The sequence below is a fragment of the Streptomyces minutiscleroticus genome, assembly GCF_014650875.1.
Classification (GTDB): domain Bacteria; phylum Actinomycetota; class Actinomycetes; order Streptomycetales; family Streptomycetaceae; genus Streptomyces; species Streptomyces minutiscleroticus.
On sequence record NZ_BMVU01000022.1, the window covers coordinates 25,500 to 51,529 of the forward strand.

Annotated in this window: 17 protein-coding genes and 1 pseudogene; 11 read left to right on the plus strand and 7 right to left on the minus strand. The window is 75.7% G+C overall.

Annotated elements, in window-relative coordinates; all coding sequences use genetic code 11:
* Positions 1-87: 87 nt before the first annotated feature.
* Entirely contained in the window at positions 88-681 is a 594-nt protein-coding gene (locus IE271_RS21450; RefSeq protein ID WP_190191999.1) for a GNAT family N-acetyltransferase, read from the minus strand.
* Between the two features lie 87 nt (positions 682-768).
* Between IE271_RS21450 and IE271_RS21455 the strand changes: the two genes are divergently transcribed.
* A complete protein-coding gene (locus IE271_RS21455) occupies positions 769-1,440 on the plus strand; it encodes a formylglycine-generating enzyme family protein (protein ID WP_190192000.1) in 672 nt (223 codons plus the stop codon).
* A 323-nt stretch (positions 1,441-1,763) separates the two neighbouring features.
* Here the strand turns inward: IE271_RS21455 and IE271_RS21460 are convergent, their stop codons facing one another.
* Positions 1,764-2,177, minus strand: coding sequence for a hypothetical protein (locus IE271_RS21460; RefSeq protein ID WP_190192001.1), 414 nt, complete (start codon positions 2,175-2,177; stop codon positions 1,764-1,766).
* Between the two features lie 143 nt (positions 2,178-2,320).
* On the opposite strand from IE271_RS21460, the gene IE271_RS21465 reads away from it, so the two are divergent.
* Positions 2,321-6,826, plus strand: coding sequence for a cation-translocating P-type ATPase (locus tag IE271_RS21465; protein ID WP_190192002.1), 4,506 nt, complete (start codon positions 2,321-2,323; stop codon positions 6,824-6,826).
* Between the two features lie 119 nt (positions 6,827-6,945).
* Positions 6,946-7,776, plus strand: coding sequence for a class I SAM-dependent methyltransferase (locus tag IE271_RS21470; RefSeq protein WP_190192003.1), 831 nt, complete (start codon positions 6,946-6,948; stop codon positions 7,774-7,776).
* Positions 7,777-7,827: 51 nt separating this feature from the next.
* On the opposite strand, the gene IE271_RS21475 is transcribed toward IE271_RS21470, so the two are convergent.
* Positions 7,828-8,427 carry a TetR/AcrR family transcriptional regulator gene (locus tag IE271_RS21475; protein WP_190192004.1) on the minus strand — a complete coding sequence of 200 codons (600 nt, stop codon included), beginning with the start codon at positions 8,425-8,427 and terminating at the stop codon, positions 7,828-7,830.
* Positions 8,428-8,711: 284 nt separating this feature from the next.
* Between IE271_RS21475 and IE271_RS21480 the strand changes: the two genes are divergently transcribed.
* The 5 genes and pseudogenes from IE271_RS21480 to IE271_RS21500 all read left to right on the plus strand — a co-directional run bounded on the left by IE271_RS21480 (position 8,712) and on the right by IE271_RS21500 (position 14,945).
* Positions 8,712-9,275, plus strand: coding sequence for a 2Fe-2S iron-sulfur cluster-binding protein (locus IE271_RS21480; protein ID WP_190192005.1), 564 nt, complete (start codon positions 8,712-8,714; stop codon positions 9,273-9,275).
* Positions 9,272-10,264 carry an FAD binding domain-containing protein gene (locus IE271_RS21485; RefSeq protein ID WP_190192006.1) on the plus strand — a complete coding sequence of 331 codons (993 nt, stop codon included), beginning with the start codon at positions 9,272-9,274 and terminating at the stop codon, positions 10,262-10,264. Before IE271_RS21480 ends, IE271_RS21485 begins: the two co-directional genes overlap by 4 nt.
* Positions 10,261-12,405 carry a xanthine dehydrogenase family protein molybdopterin-binding subunit gene (locus IE271_RS21490; RefSeq protein WP_190192007.1) on the plus strand — a complete coding sequence of 715 codons (2,145 nt, stop codon included), beginning with the start codon at positions 10,261-10,263 and terminating at the stop codon, positions 12,403-12,405. The genes IE271_RS21485 and IE271_RS21490 overlap by 4 nt, the downstream gene beginning before the upstream one ends.
* Positions 12,398-13,537 (plus strand): XdhC family protein, encoded by a 1,140-nt coding sequence (locus tag IE271_RS21495; RefSeq protein WP_190192008.1) that lies wholly within the window; start codon positions 12,398-12,400, stop codon positions 13,535-13,537. Before IE271_RS21490 ends, IE271_RS21495 begins: the two co-directional genes overlap by 8 nt.
* A 785-nt stretch (positions 13,538-14,322) precedes the next feature.
* Positions 14,323-14,945: pseudogene (locus tag IE271_RS21500) on the plus strand (histidine phosphatase family protein).
* 43 nt (positions 14,946-14,988) lie between these two features.
* On the opposite strand, the gene IE271_RS21505 reads toward IE271_RS21500, so the two are convergent.
* The 4 genes from IE271_RS21505 to IE271_RS21520 all read right to left on the minus strand — a co-directional run bounded on the left by IE271_RS21505 (position 14,989) and on the right by IE271_RS21520 (position 22,299).
* Positions 14,989-17,925 (minus strand): DUF5682 family protein, encoded by a 2,937-nt coding sequence (locus IE271_RS21505; protein ID WP_229919471.1) that lies wholly within the window; start codon positions 17,923-17,925, stop codon positions 14,989-14,991.
* A 32-nt stretch (positions 17,926-17,957) separates the two neighbouring features.
* Positions 17,958-19,082 carry an ATP-binding protein gene (locus IE271_RS21510; RefSeq protein WP_190192009.1) on the minus strand — a complete coding sequence of 375 codons (1,125 nt, stop codon included), beginning with the start codon at positions 19,080-19,082 and terminating at the stop codon, positions 17,958-17,960.
* Between the two features lie 98 nt (positions 19,083-19,180).
* Positions 19,181-20,764: a vWA domain-containing protein gene (locus tag IE271_RS21515; protein ID WP_229919472.1), complete on the minus strand. Its 1,584-nt coding sequence runs from the start codon at positions 20,762-20,764 to the stop codon at positions 19,181-19,183.
* A gap of 8 nt (positions 20,765-20,772) precedes the next feature.
* The gene (locus tag IE271_RS21520) at positions 20,773-22,299 is read right to left on the minus strand and encodes a hypothetical protein (RefSeq protein WP_229919479.1); all 1,527 of its coding nucleotides are present in this window, start codon (positions 22,297-22,299) and stop codon (positions 20,773-20,775) included.
* A gap of 803 nt (positions 22,300-23,102) precedes the next feature.
* Here IE271_RS21520 and IE271_RS21525 point away from each other — a divergent pair.
* The 3 genes from IE271_RS21525 (at position 23,103) to IE271_RS21535 (ending at position 25,979) form a co-directional block, all read left to right on the plus strand.
* Positions 23,103-24,323: a cytochrome P450 family protein gene (locus tag IE271_RS21525; RefSeq protein ID WP_190192011.1), complete on the plus strand. Its 1,221-nt coding sequence runs from the start codon at positions 23,103-23,105 to the stop codon at positions 24,321-24,323.
* A 244-nt stretch (positions 24,324-24,567) separates the two neighbouring features.
* Entirely contained in the window at positions 24,568-25,368 is an 801-nt protein-coding gene (locus IE271_RS21530; protein ID WP_190192012.1) for a MerR family transcriptional regulator, read from the plus strand.
* On the plus strand, positions 25,365-25,979 hold the full coding sequence (locus tag IE271_RS21535) for a hypothetical protein (RefSeq protein ID WP_190192013.1): 615 nt from the start codon (positions 25,365-25,367) through the stop codon (positions 25,977-25,979). Before IE271_RS21530 ends, IE271_RS21535 begins: the two co-directional genes overlap by 4 nt.
* The last annotated feature ends 51 nt before the right edge of the window (positions 25,980-26,030 follow it).

A 26,030-nucleotide genomic window follows, 5' to 3' on the forward strand; every position in this document is an offset into this window, starting at 1 on the left:
GCGGGCCCACCGGCCCCCGGCCCTCGACCCGGGGAGGGACCGCCCCGACCTGGGGGAGACAGCACTCACCCGTGCGAAGGACGGTGCTCACCCGCGGAAGAGGCGGTCCTCACTCCGTGAGAGGGCCGTGGGGACGTCGAAGGAGCCGGACGAGGGAGCCCGGAGGCGGTACACCACGCCGCGGCGCAGCGGCCCCTCCGGGACACCGGGATCGTCGAAGTCCTCGGCCGGGTCCCGGGTCATCCCGAGACGGTGCATCACGGCCTGGGAGCGGAGGTTCCCGGCCGTGGTCACGGCGAGGATCTCCGTCAGACCGAGGGTCCCGAAGCCGAACGCCACCACGGCCCGGGCGGCCTCGGTGGCGTAGCCGTGTCCCCAGGCCGACCGGGCCAGCCGCCAGCCGACCTCGACGCCGTCGAACGGCATGCCGTCGTCGACGGGGTCGAGCCCGGCGAACCCGATGAACTCGCCCGTGCCGGTCACCTCCACCGCCCACCACCCCCAGCCCCGCCGTTCGAGGTCGGCCCGGAAGCGGGCCGCCGACGCCTCGCTCTGCTCGCGCGTGAGGACGCCGGGGAAGTGCTCGCGCACCTCGGCGTCGGCGTTGAGCGCCGCCCAGGGGGCCAGGTCGGACGTCCGCCAGCCGCGCAGCAGGAGACGCCGGGTCCGCAGTTCCACCATCGTGCCAACCTAACGCGACGGCGTCGGCACGGCGATCGGACAAGGCGGTCGGACAAAGGGGAGGGTGCCGACTACGATCACCTGTCCATGGACATGGGCGCGGACATCGGGACGGTCGCCGTCCCGCCGGGACGGGTGACACTGTCGGACCGGCGGACACGACGGAGCTGGCCGGTCGAGCTCGGGCCGTACCGGCTCTCGGCGTTCCAGGTGACCCGGGGGCTGTACGCGCGGATCACGGGCGGGGGGACGGAGCCCGGCGGCCCGTGCCGGGCGCCCGCCTCGGAGGTGTCCTGGTGGGACGCCGTCCGCTTCTGCAACACCTTGTCACACCGTGACGGGCTGGCACCCGCCTACGTCCTCCACGGCGACGACGAGGGCGTCGAGTGGGACGCCTCCGCCGACGGGTACCGGCTGCCGACCGAGGCCGAGTGGGAGCACGCCTGCCGCGCCGGGACGGACGGACCCCGCTACGGCCCCCTCGACGAGATCGCCTGGCACCGCGGCAACTCCGCCGACCGGGTCCACGACGTGGGCGGCAGGGAACCCAACGCCTGGGGCCTGTACGACATGCTGGGCAACGTCTGGGAGTGGTGCTGGGACCTCTACGACCCCGAGGTCTACGGAACCTACCGGGTGCTGCGCGGCGGCGGCTGGTTCGACGAGCGGTGGAGCTGCCGCGCGTCGGTGCGCCGCCGCAGCCACCCGACCTTCCGGGTGGACGACGTCGGGTTCCGGGTGGCGCGGTCGTCCGCGTGACGCGTCCGCGGCCGGCCGCGGTACGAACCCGGCCGCCCGGCGGCCACCCGGCCGCGTGGTGCCGGCGGTTGTACGGCCGCGTCGTGCCGACGGCCGCGCGGACGCGCCCCACGGGGGCGGCACGGGGACCGGCGCGGCGGACCGTACGGAGAGCGGGTGCGGGGCCGTACGCCGGGCGCCCGGCGCCCGCGGGACCCGCGGCGGTCCGGGACTACGCCCGCGCCGGAGCCACGCTCCACCGTTCTGCGGTGCCGGGACCCGTTCCGCGCGGGAGCGGCCCCGGCACCGGGCGTACGACGGCTGTCCTCCTCCCTCCTGCGCCGTCACTCCTTCTTCTTGGCGGTCTGCCGGGACGCGCCGTCGGTCCGCGGCTCGTGCTCCTCGGCCGCTTCCCCCTGCCCGCCCCGCTGTCCGGAGCGCCGCAGCAGGGCGGTGGCGCCGCCGACGGCGAGGGCCACCGGCCACTCGAGGGCCCCGGCCACCGCGAGTGCGCCGAGACCGCCGTAGAACACGACGTCCCTGGTGGGCGGCAGGGGCGGCAGCCAGCGTGAGGCCGTGCGCGCGTTGTTCACCACGTCCTGCGGGGTGAAGTAGGGGACGTGCAGCGGCGCGTGGACGTCGAGGGTGTGCACGCTCAGGCCCTGCTTGCTGCGGTGGACGTGCGTATCCTCGCCCCTGTCCTGCGGAGCCGCCTTCCTGGCGGCGGTTTTCCGTGTGCTTTCGGCTGTACTGGGCATCCCAACTCCTCGTCCGGCCCGAGTACGGTGCGCTGTGCGTACTCCATTCTCGCGCGTCCGGCGGCGCGTCGGGGCATCGGAACGAGGCGTGTGGCGACCGGCTCCGCGGGAACGCGGCCGGCGGCCAGGGAGGGGTGGCGGCGGTGTTCGTTCCGGGGATCGGTGTCGTGCACTCGGTGGTGCGGTCCGCGGTGAGCGCGCTCACCGCGCCGCGTCACCCCCGTGCCCACGTCGTCGGCGCGCACGTGCACCTGGCGGTGCGCGGCCTGCGCGACGCGGAGGGGGCCGCGGCCGCCGAGGCCCTCGAACGGCGGCTCGCCGCCCTGCCCTCCGTACGGTGGGCCGCGGTCAACACCGTCCTCGGCTTCGCGGTCGTCGCGCTCGACGAGGACGCGCTCGGCGGCACCGGGGCCGTCCGCGCGGTGCGGGCGCTGACCGGGGCCGTGGAGGAGGTGGAGGAGGAGCACGGACTCGACGGACCGCTGCCCGAGCACCCGGCCGCGCCCGACGACATCCGCCGGGCCGCGCTCGCCCTCGCCGTGCAGCTGGCCACCGTGCCGCTGGCCACCGTCGTCCGGCTGTCCCGCCTCACACCGTTGCCCGCCGGGTTCGCCGCGCTCGGCACGGTCGTCGACACCCATCCCACGCTGCGCCGGAAGGCGGCGGCCGTCGTCGGCCCCCGCAACACCGTCCTGGCCACGACGACGCTGAGCGCGCTCGTGCAGGCCGGCACCGGCGGGTTCGCCGGGCTCGCCGTGGACACCGCCCGGCACGCGCTGCGGCTCGCCGAGTCGGCCGCCCGCCGCGAGGCCTGGCGGCGGGCGGCCCCGCGGCACACCGGGAGCGCGGAGCACGTCCGGACCGCCGCACCGCCCGCCGTGCCGGAGCGCGCGACGCCCCTGCGGGACGGCCCGGCCGAGCGGTACGCGCGCCGGGCCGGCTGGGTGGCGGGCACCGCCTTCGCCGGCGCGTTCGCGGTGACCGGCAGGATCGCCCCCTCGGGCGGTGCCGCCCTGGCCGCGCTGCCCAAACCGCCCTGGGCGGCCCGTGAGGCCTTCGCCGCCCTCCTGGGCCGCAGTCTCGCCGTGCGCGGCGCGCTCGTGGCCGACGCCGAGGCGCTGCGCCGGCTGGACCGCGTGGACACCGTGGTCCTCGACACCGACACCATGCTGACGGGCCGTCATCTGCTGACGGACCTCGTACCGCTGGACGGGGAGCACTCCACCGGAGACCTCGCGGCGACCGTGTACCGGCTGTTCGACGCGCGCCGTCCCACGGCGGCCCACGAGGCGGACGACTGGCGGCTGGCGCCGCTGGAACGGCTCCCGGAGGGCGGCGGGGAGCACGGGGGCGACGAGGACACGACGGAGACGCGGGAGGCGCGGCCGGACCGGACCGGGGGGAAGGAGAACGGGAGGACGGCGGGGCCCGGTGCGGCGGTGGCACGGGCGGCGGACCGGCTGCGGCAGGGCGGCGCCCGGCACGTCCTGGCGCTCACCCGCCGGGGACGCCCGTACGCCCTGGCGGCGGTGGTCCCCGAGGTGCACGAGACGGCCGAGAGCCTGGTGGCGGAGGGGCGACGGGCCGGTCTCACCGTCCTGGCCGCGGGCGCCCACACCGACCACGCGGCCCTGTCCGACGCACACGGTGTGCTGCCCGGCGGCGACCGGCTCGCCGTGTCCGTACGGGAGAGGCAGTGCGACGGCGGCGGCGTCCTGCTGGTCTCCCGGGACCGTGCCGCGCTCGCCGCCGCCGACGTGGGAGTGGGTGTCGCCGGGCCGGACGGTGTGCTCCCCTGGGGCGCCGACCTGCACGTCGCCGACGACCTGCGGCACGCACTGGTCCTCGTGGCCGCGTGCGGCGCCGTGCGCACCACGGTGCGGCACGGCGTACGGCTGGCCCGCGCCACGGCCGTGGTCGGCGTCGTCACGGCGGTGGCGGCCGGGCGCCGGCAGCGGTCCGCCGCGCGCAGCCTGCTGGCCGTCAACGCGGCCTCCGCGCTCGCCATGGCCGAGGGCGTGTGGTCGGCGGCGCGGGCGCTGCGCGCCACCGGCGCGCCGGTGGCGGCCCGCCGGCCCTGGCACGCCATGACGCCGCGGACCGTGCTGGACCTGACCGACGGGAGCGAGGACGGGCTGACGGAGCATCAGGCCGGCGGCCGCGCCGGGACCGCCGAGGCGCGGGCGCGCAAGCCCTCGCTGCTGCGGGCGGTCGCCGCCGAGAGCGCCAACCCGCTCACGCCGGTCCTGCTGGCCGGAGCCGCCCTGTCCGTGGGCGTCGGCGCGCTGCTCGACGCGTACATCATCGTGGGCGTCACCTTCCTGTCCGGCTGCATCGGCGGCGTCCAGCGGCACCTGGCCGACCGTGCCGTGGCCGACCTGCAGCGCCGCTCCGCGGTCATGGCCACCGTCGTGCGCGACGGAGAGCAGCGGCGGCTGCCGTCCGAGCGGCTGGTGACCGGCGACGTGATCGCGCTGAACGCGGGCGACGTCGTCCCCGCCGACGCCCGGCTGCTGACCGCCCAGGGCCTGGAGGCCGACGAGTCCGCGCTGACGGGCGAGTCGCTGCCGGTCGCCAAGGACGTCGCCCCCGTCCTCGCCGCCGACGTGGCCGACCGCACGTCGATGGCGTACGAGGGGACCACCGTCGCCGCGGGCCGGGCGCGCGCCGTGGTCGTCGCCACCGGTACGGCCACCGAGGCGGGGCGCGGCGCGGCGGCGGGGCGCGGCGCCCCCACGCGGGTCGGCGTGGAGCGCCGCCTCGCGCAGCTGACCCGGACGACGCTGCCGGTGGCGCTCGGCGCGGCCGGCACCCTGATGGCCGTCGGCCTGCTGCGCGGCCGCCCCGCCCGGGAGACGGTGGGCGCGGGCGTCGGCCTGGCCGTGGCCAGCGTCCCCGAGGGGCTGCCGTTCCTGGTCTCCGCGGCCCAACTGGCCGCCGCCCGGCGGCTGTCCGCACAGGGCGTACTGGTGCGCGACCCGCGCACCATCGAGGCCGTCGGCCGTACGGACGTCCTGTGCTTCGACAAGACCGGAACCCTCACCCACGGCCGGATGTCGCTCGCCGCCGTGTCGGCGGAGGGCCGCAGCGCGGCCCTGGAACGCCTCGGCCCCGAGCAGCAGGACGTCCTCGCCGCCGCGCTGCGCGCCACTCCGCGCCGCCGCCGCAAGCAGCCGTTCGCGCACGTCACCGACAGCGTGGTGGTCGCCGGCGCGGAGGAGGCGGGCGTACGGCGGACCCGCTCGGCGCGCGGCTGGACGCGCACCGCCCAGCTGCCCTTCGAGCCGAGCCGCGGCTTCCACGCGGCGGTCGGCCGCAGCGGCGAGGAGTACGTCCTGTCGGTCAAGGGCGCGCCGGAGGAGGTGGTCCAGCGGTGCGGCCGGGCCGCGGGGCGCCGCCTGGACCGGGCCGACCGCGAGGAGCTCCTCGCCGAGGGCGAGAAGCTGGCCGCCGAGGGGCACCGGGTCCTCGCGGTCGCCGAGCGCCGCACCCCCAAGGACCCCGCGCCCGGCGGGAAACTGACCGACGGGACCGTGCGCAAACTGACCTTCCTCGGCTTTCTCGCCCTGTCCGACCAGGTGCGCAGCACCGCCCCTGAGTCCGTGCGGCAACTCGCCGACGCGGGCGTGCACATCGTGATGATCACCGGTGACCACCCGCAGACCGCCGAGGCCGTGGCCCGGCAGCTCGGGGTCGTCGACGGCCGCCGCGTCGTCACCGGCGCCGAACTCGACGCCATGGACGACGGGGCGCTGGACAGGGCGCTGCCGGAGATCGGCGTCGTCGCGCGCGGCACGCCGGTGCACAAGGTGCGCGTCGTCCAGGCCTTCCAGCGGCTGGGGCGGACCGTCGCCATGGCCGGCGACGGCGCCAACGACGCGCCCGCCATCCGGATCGCCGACGTCGGCATCGCGCTCGGCGACCGGGCCACGCCCGCCGCCCGCGCCGCCGCCGACCTCGTGCTCACCGACGACCGGCTGGAGGCGATCCTCGCCGTGCTCGTCGAGGGCCGCGCCATGTGGGCCTCGGTGCGCCAGGCGCTCGCCATGCTGGTCGGCGGCAACCTCGGCGAGATCGCCTTCACCGTCCTCGGCGCCACCGTCTCCGGCACCTCGCCGCTGACGGCCCGTCAGCTGCTGTTGGTGAACCTCTTCACCGACCTGCTCCCCGCCCTCGCCCTCGCCGTCCGCCCGCCCGACCCCAGGGCCGCGGGCCGCCTGCTGCGGGAGGGCCCGGAGGCCTCGCTCGGGGCGGCGCTGACCGGCGAGACCGCGCAGCGGGCGCTCGCCACGTCCGCCGGGGCCGCGGCCGGCTGGCTCGTCGCGCGCCGCACGGGACGCCGGGCCCGCGCCCGCACGGTCGCGCTCGCCGCGCTCGTCGCCACCCAGCTGGGCCAGACCCTGCTGATCGGCGGCCGCGACCGGAGCGTCGTCCTGTCCTCGCTCGGCTCGCTCCTGGCGCTCGCGGCGGTCGTCCAGACGCCGGGCCTCAGCCACTTCTTCGACTGCGCCCCGCTGGGCCCGTTCGCCTGGGCCCTGGCCCTGACCGCCGCGACGGCGGCGACACTGGGCTCCCCGCTCCTGCTGCCCCTGATCACACGCCTGCAGGCCCTCGTCCCCCGCCTGCGGACGGGGCCCGCGACGGGGTGACGTCCGCGGAGACGGCCCTGTCGGGGTGAGGACACGTACGCCGTGGCGCGCCCGGGCCGCGGCGCCGGGGCGGCGCATAATGCCGCGCGTGCGGTCCCGGCCTCTGCCATCCTCTCCGCATGGCCGACTTCGAGGACCTCCTCGCGGAAGGGGAGGCCGTTCCGACCGAGGGATGGGACTTCTCCTGGTTCGACGGGCGCGCGAGCGAGCAGCGGCCGTCCTGGGGGTACGCGCGGCTGCTCGCGGAGCGGATGAGGAGGGCCGAGGCCGTGCTGGACGTCCAGACCGGCGGGGGCGAGGTGCTGGCGTCCGTTCCCGTCGCCCCGCCCGTGGTGGCGGCGACGGAGTCCTGGCCGCCGAACCTGGAGATCGCCCGGCGCAACCTGGCCCGGTTCGGCGCCGTCGTCGTCGAGGTGGCCGACGCGGCCGGCCTGCCCTTCGCCTCGGACCGCTTCGACCTGGTCGTGAGCCGCCACCCCGTGGTGACCCGCTGGGACGAGGTGCGCCGGGTGCTGCGGCCGGGCGGTACGTACCTTACGCAGCAGGTCGGGGCGCACACGGTGGGGGAGCTGGCCGACTTCCTGCGGGAGGCCGGACCGCCCGCCGTCCGCGCCGCTCCCTCCGGCGAGGACGCCGGCGCCGGAGGCGGTGGCGACGACCCGCCCCGGACCCCCTTCACGACGAGGTCCGGCACGTCCCCGGTCACGGCCGTGCGGTGCGCGGAAGCGGCGGGCCTGGAGGTCGTGGACGTGCGGCAGGAGGCCTGCCGGATGGAGTTCCACGACATCGCGGCCGTGGTCCACTTCCTGCGCAAGGTGATCTGGATCGTCCCCGGCTTCGCCGTGGACGCGTACCGCGACCGCCTCCGCGCGCTCCACGGCTTCATGGAGCGCCACGGCCCCTTCGTGGCGTACTCGCAGCGCTACCTGATCGAGGCCCGCAGGACCTGAGGGGCGGCCCGGCGGACGTGCCGGGGCGGGAGGCCGCCCGGGCCCGGGCGCTCACCCGCGGGCGGCGGGCGGGGCCCCTCTGCCCGCTCCCGCCCGCAGCCCGTCCATCACGAGGTCCAGCAGCCGCGTCACCCGCGGCTCCCAGTCCCCGGCGGGGTCGATCTGCCACAGGCCCGCGATGGCGAGGATGAAGTCGTCCGCGGTGACGCCGGGGCGGATGGCACCGGCCTCCTCGCCGGCCCTGAGCAGGAGTTCGGCCGCGGAGGTGAGCGGAGCGTGCCCCGGCTTGGCGGGGGCGGCCGGGGCGCTGGTCGCCTGGCGGATGGCGTCCGCCATGCCCGCCTTGGCCAGGGCGAACCGCGCGAGCCGGTCCATCCACTCGCGCAGGGCCCGGTCCGGCGCGCGGGTGGCGAGCAACTGGGCCGCGCTGTCGGCGACCTGCTGCATCTCGTGCCGGTAGATCTCGAGCACCAGGGACTCGCGGTTGGGGAAGTTGCGGTAGAAGGTGCCCTGCCCGACGCCGGCCTTCTTGGCGATGGCGCTGAGCGGGGTGTTCGCGCAGCGCGTCAGCTCGGCCAGCGCCACCGCCAGGATGCGCTCGCGGTTGCGCTGCGCGTCCGAGCGCACGGGTGCGTCCTTCTTGTGCTGCACTGGTCCTCCTCGCGGGCCCGGAGCGGACCGGGTCTTGCTGACCGGACAGCTGTCCGGTACGTTTCCCCGTAACGGACAACTGTCCGGTTGAGTCCACTCTAACGGTGGACGCGGCCGGTGCGGAGTGTGGGCGGCGGACGGGTGACCACCGGTTTTCCCCCGCACCCTGCATGTTTTCAAGCCGGGACCGTCACGTACAGCGCCGCCACTCCCACTCCCACCCAGTCTTTCGACCGTTCTCGCCGACGCGTTCCGCATGCGAAAGAAGCGAAAGAAGGCAGACCATGGCTTCACCGACGTCCAGCGCCATCACCTTGACCGTCAACGGGGACAAGCACGAACTGACGGTCGACCACCGCACCACCCTGCTCGACGCGTTGCGTGAGCGGCTCGATCTGACGGGAAGCAAGAAAGGCTGCGACCAGGGGCAGTGCGGAGCCTGCACGGTACTGATCGACGGCCGCAGGGCCGTGTCCTGCTTACAGCTCGCCGTGGCCGCCGAGGGGCGTGAGATCACCACCATCGAGGGCATGGCCGACGGCGAGGAGCTGCACCCGGTGCAGCAGGCCTTCCTCGACCTCGACGGCTTCCAGTGCGGCTACTGCACACCGGGGCAGATCTGTTCGGCCGTCGGGGTGATCGCCGAACACGCGGCGGGCTGGCCGAGCGCCGTCACCGAGGACGTCCGGCCCGAGGCGGGGCCGCCACCGCTCACCCCCGACGAGATCCGCGAGCGGATGAGCGGCAACCTGTGCCGCTGCGGCGCCTACGTGTCGATCGCCCAGGCCGTCGCCCGGGCCGCCGGTGCCGAGTCCGAGGCCGTCCGGGAGACGGGTGAGGCCGCATGAGGGAGTTCGGCTACCAGCGGGCCTCCGACGTCTCCGGCGCCCTCGCCGTGCTCGACGCGGACCCGGACGCGCGCTTCATCGGCGGCGGCACCAACCTCGTGGACCTCATGAAGACCGGCGTCGAGCGGCCCTCCCGCCTCGTCGACGTGCGCGAACTGCCCCTCGACGAGATCGCGGTGACACGGGACGGCGGCCTGCGGATCGGCGCGACCGTCACCAACAGCGACCTCGCGGCCCACCCCGAGGTCCGGCGCCGCTACCCGGCCCTGGCGCAGGCGGTGCTGGCCGGCGCCTCCGGACAGCTGCGCAACATGGCCACGGTCGGCGGCAACCTGCTCCAGCGCACCCGCTGCGCCTACTTCACCGACGTCACCAAGCCGTGCAACAAGCGCGAGCCCGGCACCGGCTGCCCCGCCGTCGAGGGCGAGCACCGCAACCACGCGATCCTGGGCGCCAGCGGCCACTGCGTGGCCGTCCACCCCTCCGACATGGGCGTGGCCCTGACCGCCTTCGACGCCGTCGTCTCGTACGAGACCGCGCAAGGACCGGGCGAGACACCGCTCGCGGACTTCTACCTCCCCGTGGGCGACACCCCGCACCGCGAGACCGCCCTGCCGCCGGGGGCGCTGATCACCGGCGTCACCCTGCCGCCCGCCCCCGTCGCCGCGCGCTCCCGCTACCGCAAGGTGCGCGAGCGCGCCAGTTACGCGTTCGCCATCGGCTCGGTCGCCGCCGCGCTCGACGTCCGTGACAACGTTGTGCGGGACGTGCGGCTGGCCTTCGGCGCCGTCGCCTCCCGGCCGTGGCGGGCCCGCGCGGCCGAGCGCGCGCTGACCGGCGGGCCGGCCACGGCCGAGGCGTTCGCCGCCGCCGCGGACGCCGAACTGGCCGCCGCCGAGCCGCTGCGCGACAACGGATACAAGGTGACCCTGATACGCAACCTCGTGGTCGCCGTACTGAGCGAACTGGCCGAGGAGGACGCCCGATGACCACGACCACCGACCCGGCGGCCGCGGCCGTCCGCTCCATCGGCACCGCACGCACCCGCGTGGAGGGCCGGGACAAGGTCACCGGCGCCGCCCGCTACGCGGGCGAGATCCCCTTCGCCGAACTGGCCCACGGCTGGCTGGTGCTGTCCACGGTGGCCCGCGGCCGCGTCCGCTCCGTGGAGGCCGACCCGGTCCTGGCGATGCCCGGCGTGCTCGCCGTCCTGCACCACGGCAACGCGCCGCGCGTCGAGAGCGACTTCGTCGGCATGCTGGGGGTGCCGCCGGACCCGGCCGCCGTCGTCTTCCAGGACGACCGGGTGCCGCACGCGGGCTGGCCGGTCGCCCTGGTCGTCGCCGAGACGTCCGAGCAGGCCAGGGAGGCCGCCGAGACACTGGTGGTGCACTACGACCAGGAGCCGCACGACGTCGCGTTCTCCGCCGGGCACCCGGGAGCGTACGCACCCGAGAGCGCCGGCTACGCCGAGGCGGCGGTGGAGAAGGGCGACCTGGAGGCGGCCCTCGCGGCGTCCTCGGTCGTGGTGGACGCCGAGTACACCACGCCGGAGGAGCACCACAACGCGATGGAGCCGCACGCGGCCGCGGCCCGCTGGGACGGCGGCCGCCTCGAGGTCGTCGACTCCAACCAGGGCAGCACCTGGGTCGCGAGCGAACTCGCCCAGATGTTCTCCCTCGACCCGGGGGCGGTGCGCGTACGCTCCGAGCACGTCGGCGGCGGCTTCGGCTCCAAGGGCGTACGCGCCCACCAGGTGGCGGCGGTGATGGCCGCCACCGTCCTGCAGCGCCCGGTGCGGGTCGTCATGACACGGCGCCAGGTGTTCTCGCTCGCCGGCTACCGCAGCCCCACCGTGCAGCGGGTCCGGCTCGGCGCCGACGCCGACGGGCGGCTGCGCGTGCTGGAGCACCGCAGCCTGAGCGCCACCTCGACGGTGCGCGAGTTCGTCGAGACGAGCGCCGCGGCGGGCCGCGCGCTGTACCCGGCCGACGCCCACCACACCACCCACGAGCTCGTCCGGCTCGACGTGCCGACGCCGACCTGGATGCGCGCGCCCGGCGAGGCGCCGGGGTCGTTCGCGCTGGAGTCCGCGCTCGACGAGCTCGCGGAGAAGTGCGGCGTCGACCCGATCGCGCTGCGCACCCGCAACGAACCCGACAGGGGCCCGGTCTCCGGGCTGCCCTTCGGCAGCCGCAACCTCGTCGCCTGCTTCGAGGAGGGCGCCCGCAGGTTCGGCTGGGCGGACCGCGACCCGCGCCCCGGACTGCGCCGCGACGGGCGCTGGCTGCTCGGCACGGGCACGGCCGCGGCCTCCTTCCACGCCGGTGCGGGACCGTCCACGGCGGCGGTGACGGCGGAGGCGGACGGCACCTTCACCGTGCGCATCACCGCGGCCGACATCGGCACCGGCGCGCGCACCGCGCTCACCCTGGTCGCCGCCGACACCCTCGAGGTGGCGCCCGAGCGCGTCCGGGTCCGCATCGGGGACAGCGACTTCGGCCCGGCGATGATCGCGGGCGGCTCGATGGGCACCCGCTCGTGGGCCTGGGCGATCACGATCGCCGCGCGCGAACTGCGCGAGCGGCTCGCGCTGGACGGCACCGTTCCGCCGGAGGGCGTCACGGTGCGCTCGGACACGACCGAGGCCCTCGGCGCGCTGTCGCAGAAGGAACGGCACTCCTACGGCGCGCAGTTCGCCGAGGTCGCCGTGGACACCGCCACCGGCGAGGTGCGCGTACGGCGCATGCTCGGCATCTTCGCCGCGGGCCGGATCGTCAACCCGCTCACCGCCCGCAGCCAGCTCGTCGGCGGAATGATCTGGGGCATCTCCATGGCCCTGCACGAGGAGGCGGCCAGGGACCGGAACCTGGGCTCGCACGTGGGCGCCGACCTCGCCGGGTACCACTTCGCCGCGCACGCCGACGTACCGGCCGTCGAGGCGGACTGGGTGGACGACCAGGACCCGGACGACCCCATCGACATCAAGGGGGTCGGCGAGGTCGGCATCGTCGGCGCGGCGGCGGCCGTCGCCAACGCCGTCTGGCACGCCACCGGCGTACGCCACCGCCACCTGCCGATCCGCCCCGACCGCGTCCTGCTGGCGCACACCGGAGCACACGATGCTTGACATCGCCGAGGAGCTGCTCCGCTGGGCCGAGGAGGGCCGGGACTTCGCCGTCGCCACCGTCGTCGCCGTCGGCGGCAGCGCGCCGCGCGGCCCCGGCGCCGCCCTGGCCGTCGACAGCGGGGGCACGGCGATCGGCTCGGTCTCCGGCGGCTGCGTGGAGGGAGCGGTCTACGACCTGTGCCGGCAGGCCCTGGCGGACGGCCGGACGGTCCGCGAGCGGTTCGGCTACAGCGACGAGGACGCCTTCGCGGTCGGTCTGACCTGCGGCGGCGTGCTCGACATCCTGATCACACCGGTCCGGGCGGGAACGCCCGCGGGGACGGTGTTCCGCTCGGCGCTCGCGGCCGTCGCCCAGGGCGGTCCGGTGGCCGTCGCACGGGTCGTCCGGGGCCCGGACGACCTCCTGGGCGCGGCACTCCTCGTCCGGCCCGACGGCTCGTACGAGGGCGGCCTCGGGCGGCTTTCGGAGCTGGACCGCACGGCCGCGGCCGAGGCCCGGGCGTTCCTGGACACCGGCCGCACCGGCACGGCCGACCTCTCCGAGGACGGAACACACTGTCCCGGCGGTCTCACCCTGCTCGTCGAGTCGAGCACACCGCCGCCCCGCATGATCGTCTTCGGCGCGGTCGACTTCGCGGCGGCGCTGGTGAGGGTGGGCAAGTTCCTGGGCTACCACGTGACGGTGTGCGACGCCCGCCCCGTCTTCGCCACCCGGGCCCGCTTCCCGGAGGCCGACGAGGTCGTGGTCGACTGGCCGCACCGCTACCTGCGGGGCACCGCCACCGACCCGCGCACGGTCCTGTGCGTGCTCACCCACGACGCCAAGTTCGACGTCCCGCTGCTGCGGGAGGCCCTGCGGATGCCGGTCGCGTACGTCGGCGCCATGGGGTCGCGCCGCACCCACGAGGACCGCGACCGCCGGCTGCGCGAGGCGGGCGTCGCCGAACGGGACCTGGCCCGCCTCAGGTCCCCGATCGGCCTCGACCTCGGCGCCCGCACCCCGGAGGAGACGGCCCTGTCCATCGCGGCGGAGGTCGTCGCGGCCCGGCGGGGCGGCACGGGGACCCCGCTGACGGACTCGGGGACGCCGATCCACCGGGACGGGGCGGAGCGGCAGGCGGCCGCCGCCTGAAGCGGCCGAAGGCCCGCCGGACCCCGTCGCGGGGTCCGGCGGGCCTTCCGCACTCCCGCGCGGCCGGGCCGCCGCGGCGGTGCGGAACGGTGACGGCGCCTGCGCTGCGCGGACGGACGGATCCCGCGGCGCCGGCCCGCGGCCGGTGCCGCCGGGACAGCGCGGCGGACGGTGCCGCCGGAACGGTGCGCCGGCCGGTGCCTTACGGGAACGGAGACCTCCGGGAGCGGTGACCTCCGGGAGCGGTGACCCGGGCCGGAGGCGTCGTTCAGGGCGCACCGGGTGACGGTCCGTACGCTTCCCTGTACGGCACCGGGCGGCCGGTGGAGGCGTCCAGGAGGACGCGGTCGCCGACCGGCCGGTCCAGCCCCACCGTCACCGTCTCCCCGGACTTTCCGGGGCCGCGTCGGCGTCCCGGGTGTCCTGTGCGTCCCGCCCGGTGCCCCTTCCGGCTTCCGGCCGGTGCCTCGTCCCGGCTTCCGCTCGGCGTCCCCTTCCGGCTTCCGGCCGGTGCCCCTTCCGGCTTCCGGCCGGTGTCCTTTCGCAGCTTCCTGCCGGCGTCCCCCTCCAGCCGCTGGTCGGTCGGTGCGCGCAGTCCCGCCCGCGCCCGGAACGGCCGGGAGCGCTCGGTCCCGACCGGGACGCCGAGCGCCTGCGCCGTCTGCGGGCAGTCCGGGCCGGACCACACGCACTTCGCACCGTCCGGCGGCGGAACCGGGCCGTGGCGGGCGGCGTCCCTCCGTCCGTCAGTCCGCATGATCACGCACGCGACGGAGGTCCCGTACATGACCGCAAGAGCGTCCCGTTACCTCTACCTCGCGCGGCACGGCGAGGCCTCACCGGACGAGAGCCGGCTGACGGACGCCGGCCGGCGCCAGGCCGCACTGCTCGGCGAACGGCTGCGCGGCGGCCCCTCGCGGCGATCCACCACGGCCCGCTGCCGCGCGCGGCGGAGACCGCCCGGCTGGTCCGCGACCGGATCGGCACCGTCCCCCTGCACTCCTCGGAAGCGGCCGGGGACTACGTCCCGTACGTGCCGCGGAGGGAGGAGCTGCCGCCGGAGTCGGCCGACGCCCTGCTCGAACACCTGGGGCGGTTCCCCGCCGAGGAACGCGAGAACGGCCCCGGGCTGGCCCGGGAGGCCCTCGCCCGGTTCACCGGACCCGTCGACGGCGACGAGCCGCGCCACGAGCTGGTCGTGACCCACAACTTCCTCATCGGCTGGCTCGTCCGCGACGCCCTCGACGCGCCCGCGTGGCGCTGGACCGGGCTGAACCAGGCCAACGCCGCCCTCACCGTCATCCGGTACGCGCCCGGCCGCCCCGCCTCCGTCCTCTTCCACAACGACATGGCGCACCTGCCCGCCGGACTCCGCTGGACGGGCTTTCCCCCCGAACTGCGCGCCTGAGGAGCCCGCCCGCGGGTCACGCGCGGACCGGTGCCCGGCCGTGTCACGAGGCGGCCAGCAGCGCCTCCGCCGCCTCCGCCGCGGCCGGGTACCGGCCGACCAGGGCCGCGCCCGCCGGGCCTGAGGGGCCCGCCGTCTCCCACGGCCCGTCGCAGCCCAGCAGGGCGGCCACCGCGTCGCACGTCGCGGGGCGGGCGGCCAGGAGGGCCACGCCGCGGCCGCCGTCCGCGGGACGCCGCGCCGTGAGCACCGCCTCCTCGTCCGGGCCCGGCCGCTCCCGCCACGGCGGCACCCACGCGTCCAGCCGCGCGAGCCGGCCGGGGAAGACGCGGCCGGCCTCACGGATCAGCAGCGGCGCCAGTTCGGCGCCGCCCGAGCGCAGGGTGGTGATCAGCGTCGGCAGCCAGGGCAGGAGCACCCGGTCGGGGAGGCGCGCGAAGGCGTTCGACACCGCTTCCACGACGAAGTCCGTCAGGCCGGGCACCGGCTGGAGGGCGTGGAGGAAGCCGCTGAGGTGGCGCGGGTAGGCGTGGACCGTCAGGGGGTTGCCGAGCAGCTCGTCGCACCTGGCCCGCAGGTCCGCGCGGGACAGGTGCCCCAGGTGCGTCCGGGCCGCCCACAGCATGGCCGTCTTCGCCGGCTCCTCGGGGTGGGACTGGGCGACCGCGAGCTCCAGCTGCGTGCGGTCGCAGCCCAGCGACAGCGCCAGGCCCTCCATGTCGAACAGGAAGCCCAGCATCGCCGCCACCTGGCGCACGGTGGCGTCGTCGTCGGTGAACGCCGTCGGCAGCAGGGTGCAGTAGTGGGCGTAGCCGGCCTTGACGAAGGACTCGATCCACTGCGGCAGCGTCGGCTCGCCGGTGCGGTAGTACGCCAGCAGCCGGCGCACCCGGCGCAGCACCTCCGGCGCGCCGTCGACGCTGCGCTCGGCCGACAGCACCTGCAGGGCGTGGGTGCCCAGTTCGTCGGCGAGGCGGCGGCTGCGCAGGTACAGCGTCGCGTCCTCGACGGCCTCCAGGACGGTGGCGGCGGTGGCCCGCGGGTCGTACGCCGTGCGGCGCAGGCGCTGCTCCAGGACCTGCTCGACGCTGACGCCCTCGTAGCCGAGCTCGATGAGCGCGCGCTGGTGCGTGCCGAGGGCCAGGTCCCAGGACTCCTGGATGGGCCGCTCGCCCAGCTTCCGCTCACCCATGATGGGCCGCGCGGCGCCCTGCGGCATCAGGTACCGCAGCATCCACAGCACGTCGGAGCAGCGCTCCAGTTCCGGCCGGGACGCCATGTCCAGCAGCGCGCGCCGCACACCGCGCTGCTGGAGCTTCAGACCCAGCGGTGCGAGGCGGTCGTGCACGTCGCGGGCCAGTGGCGGCAGCGCGTCGTAGCCGACCCGGCCGATCCGGTCGCCGCCCATCATGATCTCGACCAGGCGGCGGACGTCGCGCCGGCCGGGCACACTGTCCTTCTCGATGCAGGTGACCGCCGCGTCCTGGAAGTCGTACGGCGTGGGCTTGGCCCGGTCCCGCATCCCGGCCAGCAGGATCGACGTCTCGAAGACCGCGATGGCGTCGGCGGTGGAGGCGAGGTAGCCGTTGCGCCGGGCCGCGCGCACGATCTCCACCGACCAGCCGAGCAGTTCGGCCTCGTCCAGCCGGTCCAGGACGGGAGGGCGCCGCAGGAAGCCGGTGAGCCGGTCCGGGGACGGTGCGGACGGTGCGGGGGCCGCCGGTGCCTTCCCGGCCCCGGACCTCTTCGTGTTCGCGCCCGCCTGCCCGGCCAGCCGGTACGGCCGCACTCCGGTGCGCTCGAGGTTCTTCGCCCACACCGTCGCGGCGATGGACACCGAACCGGCGGCGAGACCGAACTGCGCCTCGATCGCGGCATGGCTGGACGGGATCAGACCGTACTGCCATCGGGTGGCCGTACGCGGGGCGATCCCGAAGGAGCCGCCGCCGGCGACGCCGAACTCGTCGACCCGGCTCGCGGCGTGGAAGGCGCCGCAGACGTAGAGGCAGTCGGCGGGGTCGGTGCCGGTCGCGGCCAGGTGCTCGCGCATCCTGGTCCACATGTACCGCTCGCGGTCCTCGTCCACCCGGATCCGGTGCGGGTCGCCCGGGGCCAGGCGCCGGAAAAGGCTGCCGATCAGGAGCATGACCTGGCGGTAGGTGTCGTGGTCGCCGTCGCCGAGCGGCAGCTCCACGTACTGGTGCCACCACTCCGACCAGTGCCGCACCCGGCCGTGGCGCAGCAGGTGCTCCTCCAGCTCGGCGAAGCGCGGCCGCAGGTCGCCGATCCCCACGCCGACGGCGTCGCCGTGCAGCGCGGCCTCCTCCTCGGCGGGCGGTTCGTCCGCACCGGCGGGTCCGGCGGGTCCGGCGGAGCCGGTTCCCCGCGCCCCCCGCGCGTCCCACTGGAAGACGTGGTCCGAGGAGCGGTCCACGAGGACCAGTTCCACACCCGGTGTGTCGAGCGCGTAGGCGATCGCCTGGTACTCGGCCGAGGCCTCGGTGATCGGCGCGACCACCGACAGCGGCGACCACTCGGCGGGGAAGCCGTCGGTCTCGCTCGCGAACGCCTGCACCGCCACCGGCAGCCGGCAGTTGCGCAGCTCGGTCAGGAGCGGGGCCATGTCCTCGCACAGCTCCAGGTACACCACCTTCGGCCGCTTCTCCCTGAGCCGGCGCGCCATCGCGAGCGCCGAGGCGGGGGAGTGGTGGCAGACGGGGAAGATCTCCAGGGGCTCGCGGACCGCGCGGTCGACGTCGTCGACGATGCCGAGGAGGATGCCCTCCAGGGCGTCGGGACCGCCCGCGAACGCCGCGGCCGCCTCCCGCAGTTGGCCGCGCAGCGCGTCGAAGGTCCGCCCGTGCGCGTCGCTGTCCTGCTCGGGCTCGCCGCCGGTCGCCTCGGCCGTGCCGCTGCTCTGCTCGTGCGCGCCGCCGGTCGGCTCGGGCGTGCCGCTGCTCTGCTCGTGCGTGTCGCTCATGCTGTTCCTGCCACTCGTGTCGGGCCGGCCGCTCAGGACAGGGTGGCGATCGCGTCGCGGCCGCCCTCCAGGAACTCCGGCCAGGAGCCGCCCTCCTCCTTGCTGCGCGGCTCCACGACCCCGTGCAGGTACTTGTTGAGGATGGCCAGGTCCTCGGGCTCGCGCCGGGCCAGCGAGCCGACGAGCGAGGAGGCCAGCGTACGGGCGCTCAGGGCGCGCTCGCCGAAGAAGTCGCTGTGCAGGACGGCGTCCTCCAGCACGCCGATCTGCTCGGCGGTGGACAGCGCCGACTCCAGCCTCTCGTCGTCGCTGCCGGCCGCGGCCGCCGAGGCGCGCAGGTCGGCGAAGCTCTGCAGCAGCACGTCGAGCAGGGTCGGGGGCACGTCCAGTTCGATGCGGTGGCGGCGCAGCAGCTCCTCGGTGCGGAAGCGGACGATCTCCGCCTCGCTCCGCTTGTTCGTCACCACCGGGATGCGCACGAAGTTGAAGCGGCGCTTGAGTGCGGACGACAGGTCGTTCACGCCTCTGTCGCGGCTGTTGGCGGTGGCGATGACCGAGAAGCCGGGCCGGGCGAAGACGATGTTGTCACTGTCGCCGTCGCCGCCCAGCTCCGGGACCGAGATGTACTTCTCGGACAGGATCGAGATGAGCGCGTCCTGGACGTCGCTGGTGGAGCGGGTGAGCTCCTCGAAGCGGCCGATCGCGCCCGCCTCCATCGCGGTCATGATGGGGGAGGGGATCATCGACTCGCGGGACTGGCCCTTGGCGATGACCATCGACACGTTCCAGGAGTACTTGATGTGGTCCTCGGTGGTGCCGGCCGTGCCCTGCACCACCAGGGTGGAGTTGCGGCAGATCGCGGCGGACAGCAGCTCGGCCAGCCAGCTCTTGCCGGTGCCGGGGTCGCCGATGAGCAGCAGGCCGCGGTCGGAGGCCAGCGTCACGATGGAGCGCTCGACGAAGCTGCGGTCGCCGAACCACTTCTGGGAGACCTTTCGGTCCAGGCCGTCCGCCCGCTCGGAGCCCAGGATGAACAGGCGCACCATCTTCGGGGACAGCCGCCAGGAGAACGGCTTGGGGCCGTCGTCGATCGACTCCAGCCAGTCCAGCTCCTCGGCGTACTTGATCTCGGCGGGAGCGCGCAGCAGGTCGGACATCACAGGGCCTTTCTGAAGCGGAAAGCGAAAGCGAAAGCGGACAGCGAAAGCGGGAAGCGGGAAGCGCGAGACGGGCGGTGGGCGCGGAAGGGCGCCGGCTACGTGAGGAACGTCTTGAGCTCGTGGACGAGCTTGCGTATGTGCCCGGACAGGACGGGGGTGCCGAGGTCCTTGAAACGCTCACGGAACCACGGGTTGACGCTGCCGCGGCCGGAGCTGGTCACCGAGCCGACCGGGATGAACCTGGCCCCCGAGCGGTGGACGGCGGTCATGCTCTCGAAGAGCTGCTCACCGCGCCATTCGTAGAAGTCGGAGATCCACACCACCACGGTGTTGCGCGGCTCGGCGATCTTCGGCTGGGCCAGGGCCATGGCGACCGTGCCGTCCGTGCCGCCGCCGAGGTCGGTGCGCAGCAGCGTCTCGAAGGGGTCGTGCACCCACGGTGTGAGGTCGAGCGCCTGCGTGTCGTACGCGATCAGGTGCACGTCCACCTTCGGCAGCCCGGCGAAGATGGAGGCCAGGATGGTGCAGTTCACCATCGAGTCGACCATCGAGCCCGACTGGTCCACGACGACGATCAGCCGCTGGGGCGTCGTCCTGCGCGCGGTGTGCCGGTAGTAGAGGCGGTCGACGTACAGCCGCTCCTCCTCCGGGCTCCAGTTGGTGAGGTTCTTCCAGACCGTGCGGTCCAGGTCGAGGTTGCGGAACACGCGCTTGGGCGGGACGGAGCGGTCCAGGGCGCCCACCGTGGCCTTCTCCACCTGGGTGCGCAGCACCTCGGCGACCTCGTCGACGAACCGGCGGATCAGGGCCTTGGCGTTGGCCAGGGCCACGCCCGAGAGGTTGTTCTTGTCCCGCAGCAGCTGCTCGATCAGGGACATGCTCGGCGTGAGCTGCGCGGCGAGGTGGGGGTCGGCCAGCACCTCGCGCAGGCGCATCCGCCTGACGAGGTCGGCCTCGATGGCGCCGAGCTCCGGGCCGATCGCCGGGATCAGCCGGCTCAGGTCGGGCGTCGTGCCGCGGCCGCCGGTACCGGTGGGGCCGACGCCCGGTCCCCCGGCGCTCCGGCCGGCCCCCTGGCCGGCGCCGCCGCGGCCGCCGCGCAGCTCGCCGGGGCCGCAGCCGAGCGCGCGCTCCAGCCAGCCCGCGTCCGCCTGCCAACGGGCCAGCTGTCCGGCGGTGACCGTGCCGGAGCCGGAGGCGAAGACGTTGAGCAGCACCTTCGACACCAGGGCCGCGCGCCGCACTTCGGCGGCCCGGTCGCGTCCGTCCCCGGAGGGATCGGCACCGGCACCGGCGTCGTCGTCCGTGCCGGCGTCGGATGCGGATGCGGGTTCGGGCTCGGGTGCGGGTTCGGGTTCGGGGACCATCAGGCCGTCGAACTCGGCGGCCAGCTCCGGGTGGCGCTGCACGATCGAGTCGACGGAGGCCTGCGGGTCCAGCAGCGCGGCCGGCAGACCGATGTCCTCCACGACGGCGAGGCTCGCCGACTCCAGCGCGGCCTGCTCCTCGTGGTCGAAGAGGCGGGCGAGCAGCCGCCAGTAGAGCACCTGACGGCGGTTGTCGTGGGGGAGGGCCTCGGGGGCGGGGACGGGGGCTTGTGCCGGTGCCGGTGCCGGTGCCGGTGCGGGTGAGGCCGCGTGTCCGGCCGCGTGCCTCTGCGCGTTCGTGTTCGTGTTCATGGACTCGGTCATGTGCGCAGCAGCTTCCCGGCGCGCTCGCGCAGCACCTTCACGGCGTCGGTGGCGGCCTTCTCGGCCCTGACGCCCGCCTTGTCGGTCGTGCCGCCGGCCCAGGCGCCTGCGTGGACGGCGACGGCCTTCTTCCGTACGGTCGTCTCCACGGCCAGGGGCTGGACGCCGAACGTCCCGGCGTCCCAGCGCAGCAGCCCGATGCACGCGCCGGACCGCGCGACCGCCCCGGGCGTGAGCGGACCGGCGGCCGGCACGCGGCCGGTGTCGACGGCGAGGGGGTGCCCGGCGACGGTGAACGTCAGCGCGTCGTCGTCCTGTCGGACGGCGTAGCCCTCCAGGAACACGGGGACCGCGAGGCGCGCGGGGTGCCGGTCGAGCGGCGCGGCCACCGCGTCCGCCGCGGCGGGCAGGGCGACGCGGGCGGTGGCGAAGGGGTCGGCGGGCTCACCGGGACGGGCGTGGACGTCGCTCCAGAGCAGGTCGCCTTCTGCGGTGACCGGCATGCCGGTGAGCTCCATCGCGCGCCCCTCGCCGGCGGCCGCCAGCAGGGACATGTGCGGGCGCAGCAGCTGCCACAGGCCGGCCCCCACGACCGTGTCGGGCTTCGGCGCGGACACGCTGGCCCGCACCAGGCGGGGCGCGGCACCGTCGGCGGGCTCGAACACCGCGTGGACCTGGGCCTGTACGGCCGTCGCGTGCTCCTGCACGTCGACGCCGAGGGGCAGCAGACGGCCGGTGGCCGTACCGGTCGCGGGCGCGTGGGCCGCGCCGGGCAGCGTCAGCAGCGTCGCCCGCGCCCACAGGTCGGCCCAGCGGCGCACCGGAATCCGCTCCAGGGCCGCGCCCGGGCAGGACGCGGCGAGTTCGGCGGCGAACCCGTCGAGGAGCACCGCCAGGCGGCGCAGCCCGGGGACCGGGAGCATCGCGGAGACGACCTGTGCCGATCCGGCGACCACGTCGTGGTCGAGGCCCTGCCAGCCGCGCCTCGCCAGGTCCGACAGCCACGAGCGGGCGGCGGCGAGCAGGTTCGCCGCCCGCTGCTCATCCGCCTCGTCCGAACCGCCTGTGCCGCCCGCCTCGACCGAGCCGCCTGTGCTGCCCGACTCGTCCGGGCCGCCTGTGCTGCCCGACTCGCCCGAACCGCCTGTGCCGCCCGCCTCGACCGAGCCGCCTGCGCCGTCCAGGTCGTCCTTTGAGGCACCTGTGCCGTCCGGCCCGTCCGGTCCCGGCGCGGTGGCCCCGCCGCCGGACCGGCCGGTGACCTCCTCGGCGCGGGCCGCCAGCGCGTCGTGGACGGAGCCGAGCAGGGCGGTGCGGGCCGCGGCGAGGGCGACGAAGTGGTCCTCGGCCGCGGATCCGGCCGCCGCCTTCTCCGCCGCCTCGGCGACCCGGTCGGCCAGGGGCGACCCCGCGACGGCACGGGCCAGTCCGGACAGACCGGCGGCCTGCGCGGGCCGGGGGCGCAGCAGCCCTGCGACCAGCACCTGGTCGAAGGCGTCGACGGCCGCCAGGACCTCGTCCAGCCCGTCGACGGTGCCGGTGAGCGCGTCGGCGCGCTCACCCGTGTCCGGACCGGACCCGTCCTGGGGCCCGCCCGCCGCCGATCCGGTCGGCGGGAACCACTGCATCTCCGGCAGCGGCGCGGTCGTGGGCGCGAGTTCGAGGTAGGCCAGGTGGCGCAGGAACCGGCTGAAGACCGGCGCGGCGGCCGTGGTGTCCCCCTGCGGCGGGCGCGCGGCGGTCATGGCGTCCGTGAGGGCCTGCGCGTCCGGCTCCTCCGCCGCGGTCTCCGCCTTCAGGTAACGGGCGACGCGTCCTGCGCCGTACTGCAGCACCGCCTCGCCGACCAGGGCCCGTATGTGGTTGCAGAACGTGCCACGGGCGCCGCCGCAGGGGCGGTTGTTGTTCGTGCTGCAGGCGAACTCGTACGTGCCGGCCGCGACCGACGACACATAGACCCGCCCGATGTCCGAACCGCTGGACACCACACCCTGCAGACGTCCGTCGGCCAGCTCGACGAACGGAACCTTGGCGAGCTTGCGCGGCCGCGCGGGCGGTGTCACCCGCACCGTGCTCGACCTCTCCCAATCCGACAACGCACCCTCTCCCATGCAGCACAAAGGGGACGTCCACGCCACAGCGGCGGAACACGAACGAACCTAGTGGCGGCCACTGACAACGCGTTCGGGACGGCGAGGCCGGACGGTGCGGTCGGGACGGTGCGGATGATGAGGGCCGCCGTACGGGCCGGGCGCGCCCGGCCCGTACGGCGGAACCCGCGTGGCGTCCTACGGAACGGCCGGGCGCGAGCGCCTAGGCTGGGCGCATGAGCGCCACAACACCCGCACAGGCAAACGAAGTTGACCCGACGGAGCCGTTCCCCGACCCGTACGCCCTGTACGGGCGCCTCCGCGAGGAGGGGCCGGTCCACCGGATCACCGGCACGGACGGTCTCCCGGCCTGGCTGGTCACCCGCTACGAGGACGTGCGCCGGGCGATCGCCGATCCGCGGCTGTCGCTGGACAAGCGCCATGCGGCACCGGGCAATTACCGGGGGATGGCGCTGCCGCCCGCGCTGGACGCGAACCTGCTCAACATGGACCCGCCGGACCACACACGCATCCGGCGCCTGGTGTCACGGGCGTTCACCCCCCGCCACGTCGACCGGCTGCGCGGACCGATCCGGCGCACCGCCGACCGGCTGCTGGACCCCCTGGCCCGGGACGGCCGCGCGGACCTGATCGCGTCGTACGCCGCGCCCCTGCCGATCGTCGTCATCTGCGACCTGCTCGGCGTGCCGGCGGCCGACCGGCCCGACTTCCGGTCCTGGACAGACGCCCTCGTCGCGCCCGACCCCGCGCGGCCCGAGAAGGCGAAGGAGGCGGTCGGCAGCCTCCTGGCCTTCTTCGCCCGGCTCATCGCCGGCAAGCGGACGGCCCCCGGGGACGACCTGGTCTCCGCGCTGATCGCCGTGCGCGACGAGGAGGACCGGCTCACCGAGGACGAGCTGACCTCCCTGGCCTTCCTCGTCCTCGTCGCCGGGTACGAGAACACCGTCCACCTGATCGGCAACGCCGTACTGGCCCTGCTCCGCCACCCCGAGCAGCTGGCCGCGCTGCGCGCCGATCCGGCGCGGACGAGCGGCGCGGTCGAGGAACTGGCCCGCTACGACGGCCCGGTCCCGCTGGCCATCCGGAGGTTCCCCACCGAGGACGTCACGATCGGCGGGGTCACCGTCCCGGCGGGCGAGACCGTGCTGCTGTCGCTCGCCGCCGCGCACCGCGACCCGCGCCGCTTCGCCGACCCGGACCGCCTGGACCTCGGCCGCGACGCCGCCGGGCACCTCGCGCTCGGCCACGGCATCCACTACTGCCTCGGCGCCCCCCTGGCCCGCGCGGAGACCGAGATCGCGCTGACCGCCCTCTTCGACCGCTTCCCCGGCCTCGCGCTCGACTGTCCGCCGGACGCGCTGCGCTGGCGCCCCTCGATGCGCTCGCGCGGCCTGCGGGCGCTCCCGGTGCGCACGTCGGAACACCCGGACGGCTGACCCGGCGGCCGCCACCGGCCACGGTCCCGGCCGCCACCGGCCACGGTCCCGGCCGCCACCGGCCACGGTCCCGGCCGCCACCGGCCACGGTCCGTCGGTCCCTGGCGATCCCAGTCGGTCCGGCCCCTGCCAGCCCCTGCCGGTCACGGTCGGTTCCTATCAGTCCCTCTCCCTTTCCCTCTCCCGCTTCCGCTTCCGCTCCCTGCCTTGACCTTGTCGCGGCGACAACGTTTCTACTGGTGGCATGCGGATCGGAGAACTCGCCGGCGTCGTCGGCGTCACCACGCGTGCCGTACGGCACTATCATCGCGTCGGCCTGCTGCCCGAGCCTCCGCGGCAGCCCAACGGCTACCGGGAGTACTCGCTGCGCCACGCCGTCGAGCTCGCCCGCGTCCGCCGTCTCACGGAGCTGGGGCTGAGCCTCGACGAGGTCCGTGACGTCGTGGCCGGGGACGCCGACCGCGACCTGGCCGAGGTGCTCGCCGAACTCGACGCCGACCTGGCGCGCCAGGAGGAGGACATCCGGCAGCGGCGGCTCCGCCTGGCGCAGCTGCTGCGGTCGGCGCGGCAGGGGGAGGGGCTGCCCGCCGAGGCACCGGTCTCGCCCGAGCTCGCGGCCCTCTTCGAGCACATGGCCCGCGCCTCGGCCGGCCTGCCCGGGCCGGAGCCCGCGATGGCGGTCAGGGAGCGTGAGCTGCTGGCCCTGCTGGAGACGGGTTCCGCGGACGGCCACCGCGCCTGGCTCGACACGCTGCTCGGCGCGCTGCAGTCCGACCCGGGCGCCCTCGTGCGGGCGTACGAGGTGTACGGCCTGCTGGACGAGCTGGCGGAGGCCCCGGAGGACGACCCCCGGGTGGAGGAGGCGGCGCGGGCCGTGGCCGGCAGCATTCCCGAGGAGGCGCTGCGGGCGATGCCGGTTCCCGAGGAGTGGGACGAGCAGGCGGCGGGGCGCGGCTTCACCGGGGCCCTCCTCGCGGAGTTCTCGCCGGCCCAGGCCGCGGTGGTGCGCCGGGCCGTCCGGCTGCTGCGGGAGCGAGGCCGATGACCGGGCCGCGGGTGCCGCGCCGGCTCGTCGCGCACGAGGTCGCCCTGTCCGCCGGCCTCCTCCGGTGGCTCGCCCGCCGCGGACCGCACGGTGTGCGCGAGGGCGACACGGCCGTGCCGTACGCCCCGGGGCAGGCGGCCTTCATGTACGGCATCCTCTTCGTCTCCGTCGTGGAGACGGTGGCTCTCGCGTACCTCGTCCCCTGGCCCGTGGTGCACGCGATCACACTCGTCCTCGACCTGTGGGGCGTGTACTTCGTCATCGCCCTGCACGCCTCCTGCGTCGTGCGCCCGCACGTCGTCGGCGCCGACGGCTCGCTGCGACTGCGCTACGGGGCACTGTTCGACCTGCGCGTCCCCGCCGGGCGCGTGGCCTCCGTCCGCGTCGAGCGCCGCTACCCCGACGCCGGGCCGGTGTCCGTGGGCGCGGACGGCGGGGTGGACCTCGCGGTGGGGAGCCGGACGACGGTCACGGTCGAGCTGACGGAGCCGGTCGTGTTCGTCCGGCCCCTGGGCCGGCGGGGCGAGGCCCGCACCTTCCGCTTCTACGCCGAGGACCCGGCCGCGGCCGTCGCGGCGCTGCGCGCCCGCGCGGTGACCGACAACGTGTGACCCGGAAGTGCGAACCGCAGCGTGTGACTGCCACCGTGTGACCGACGGCGC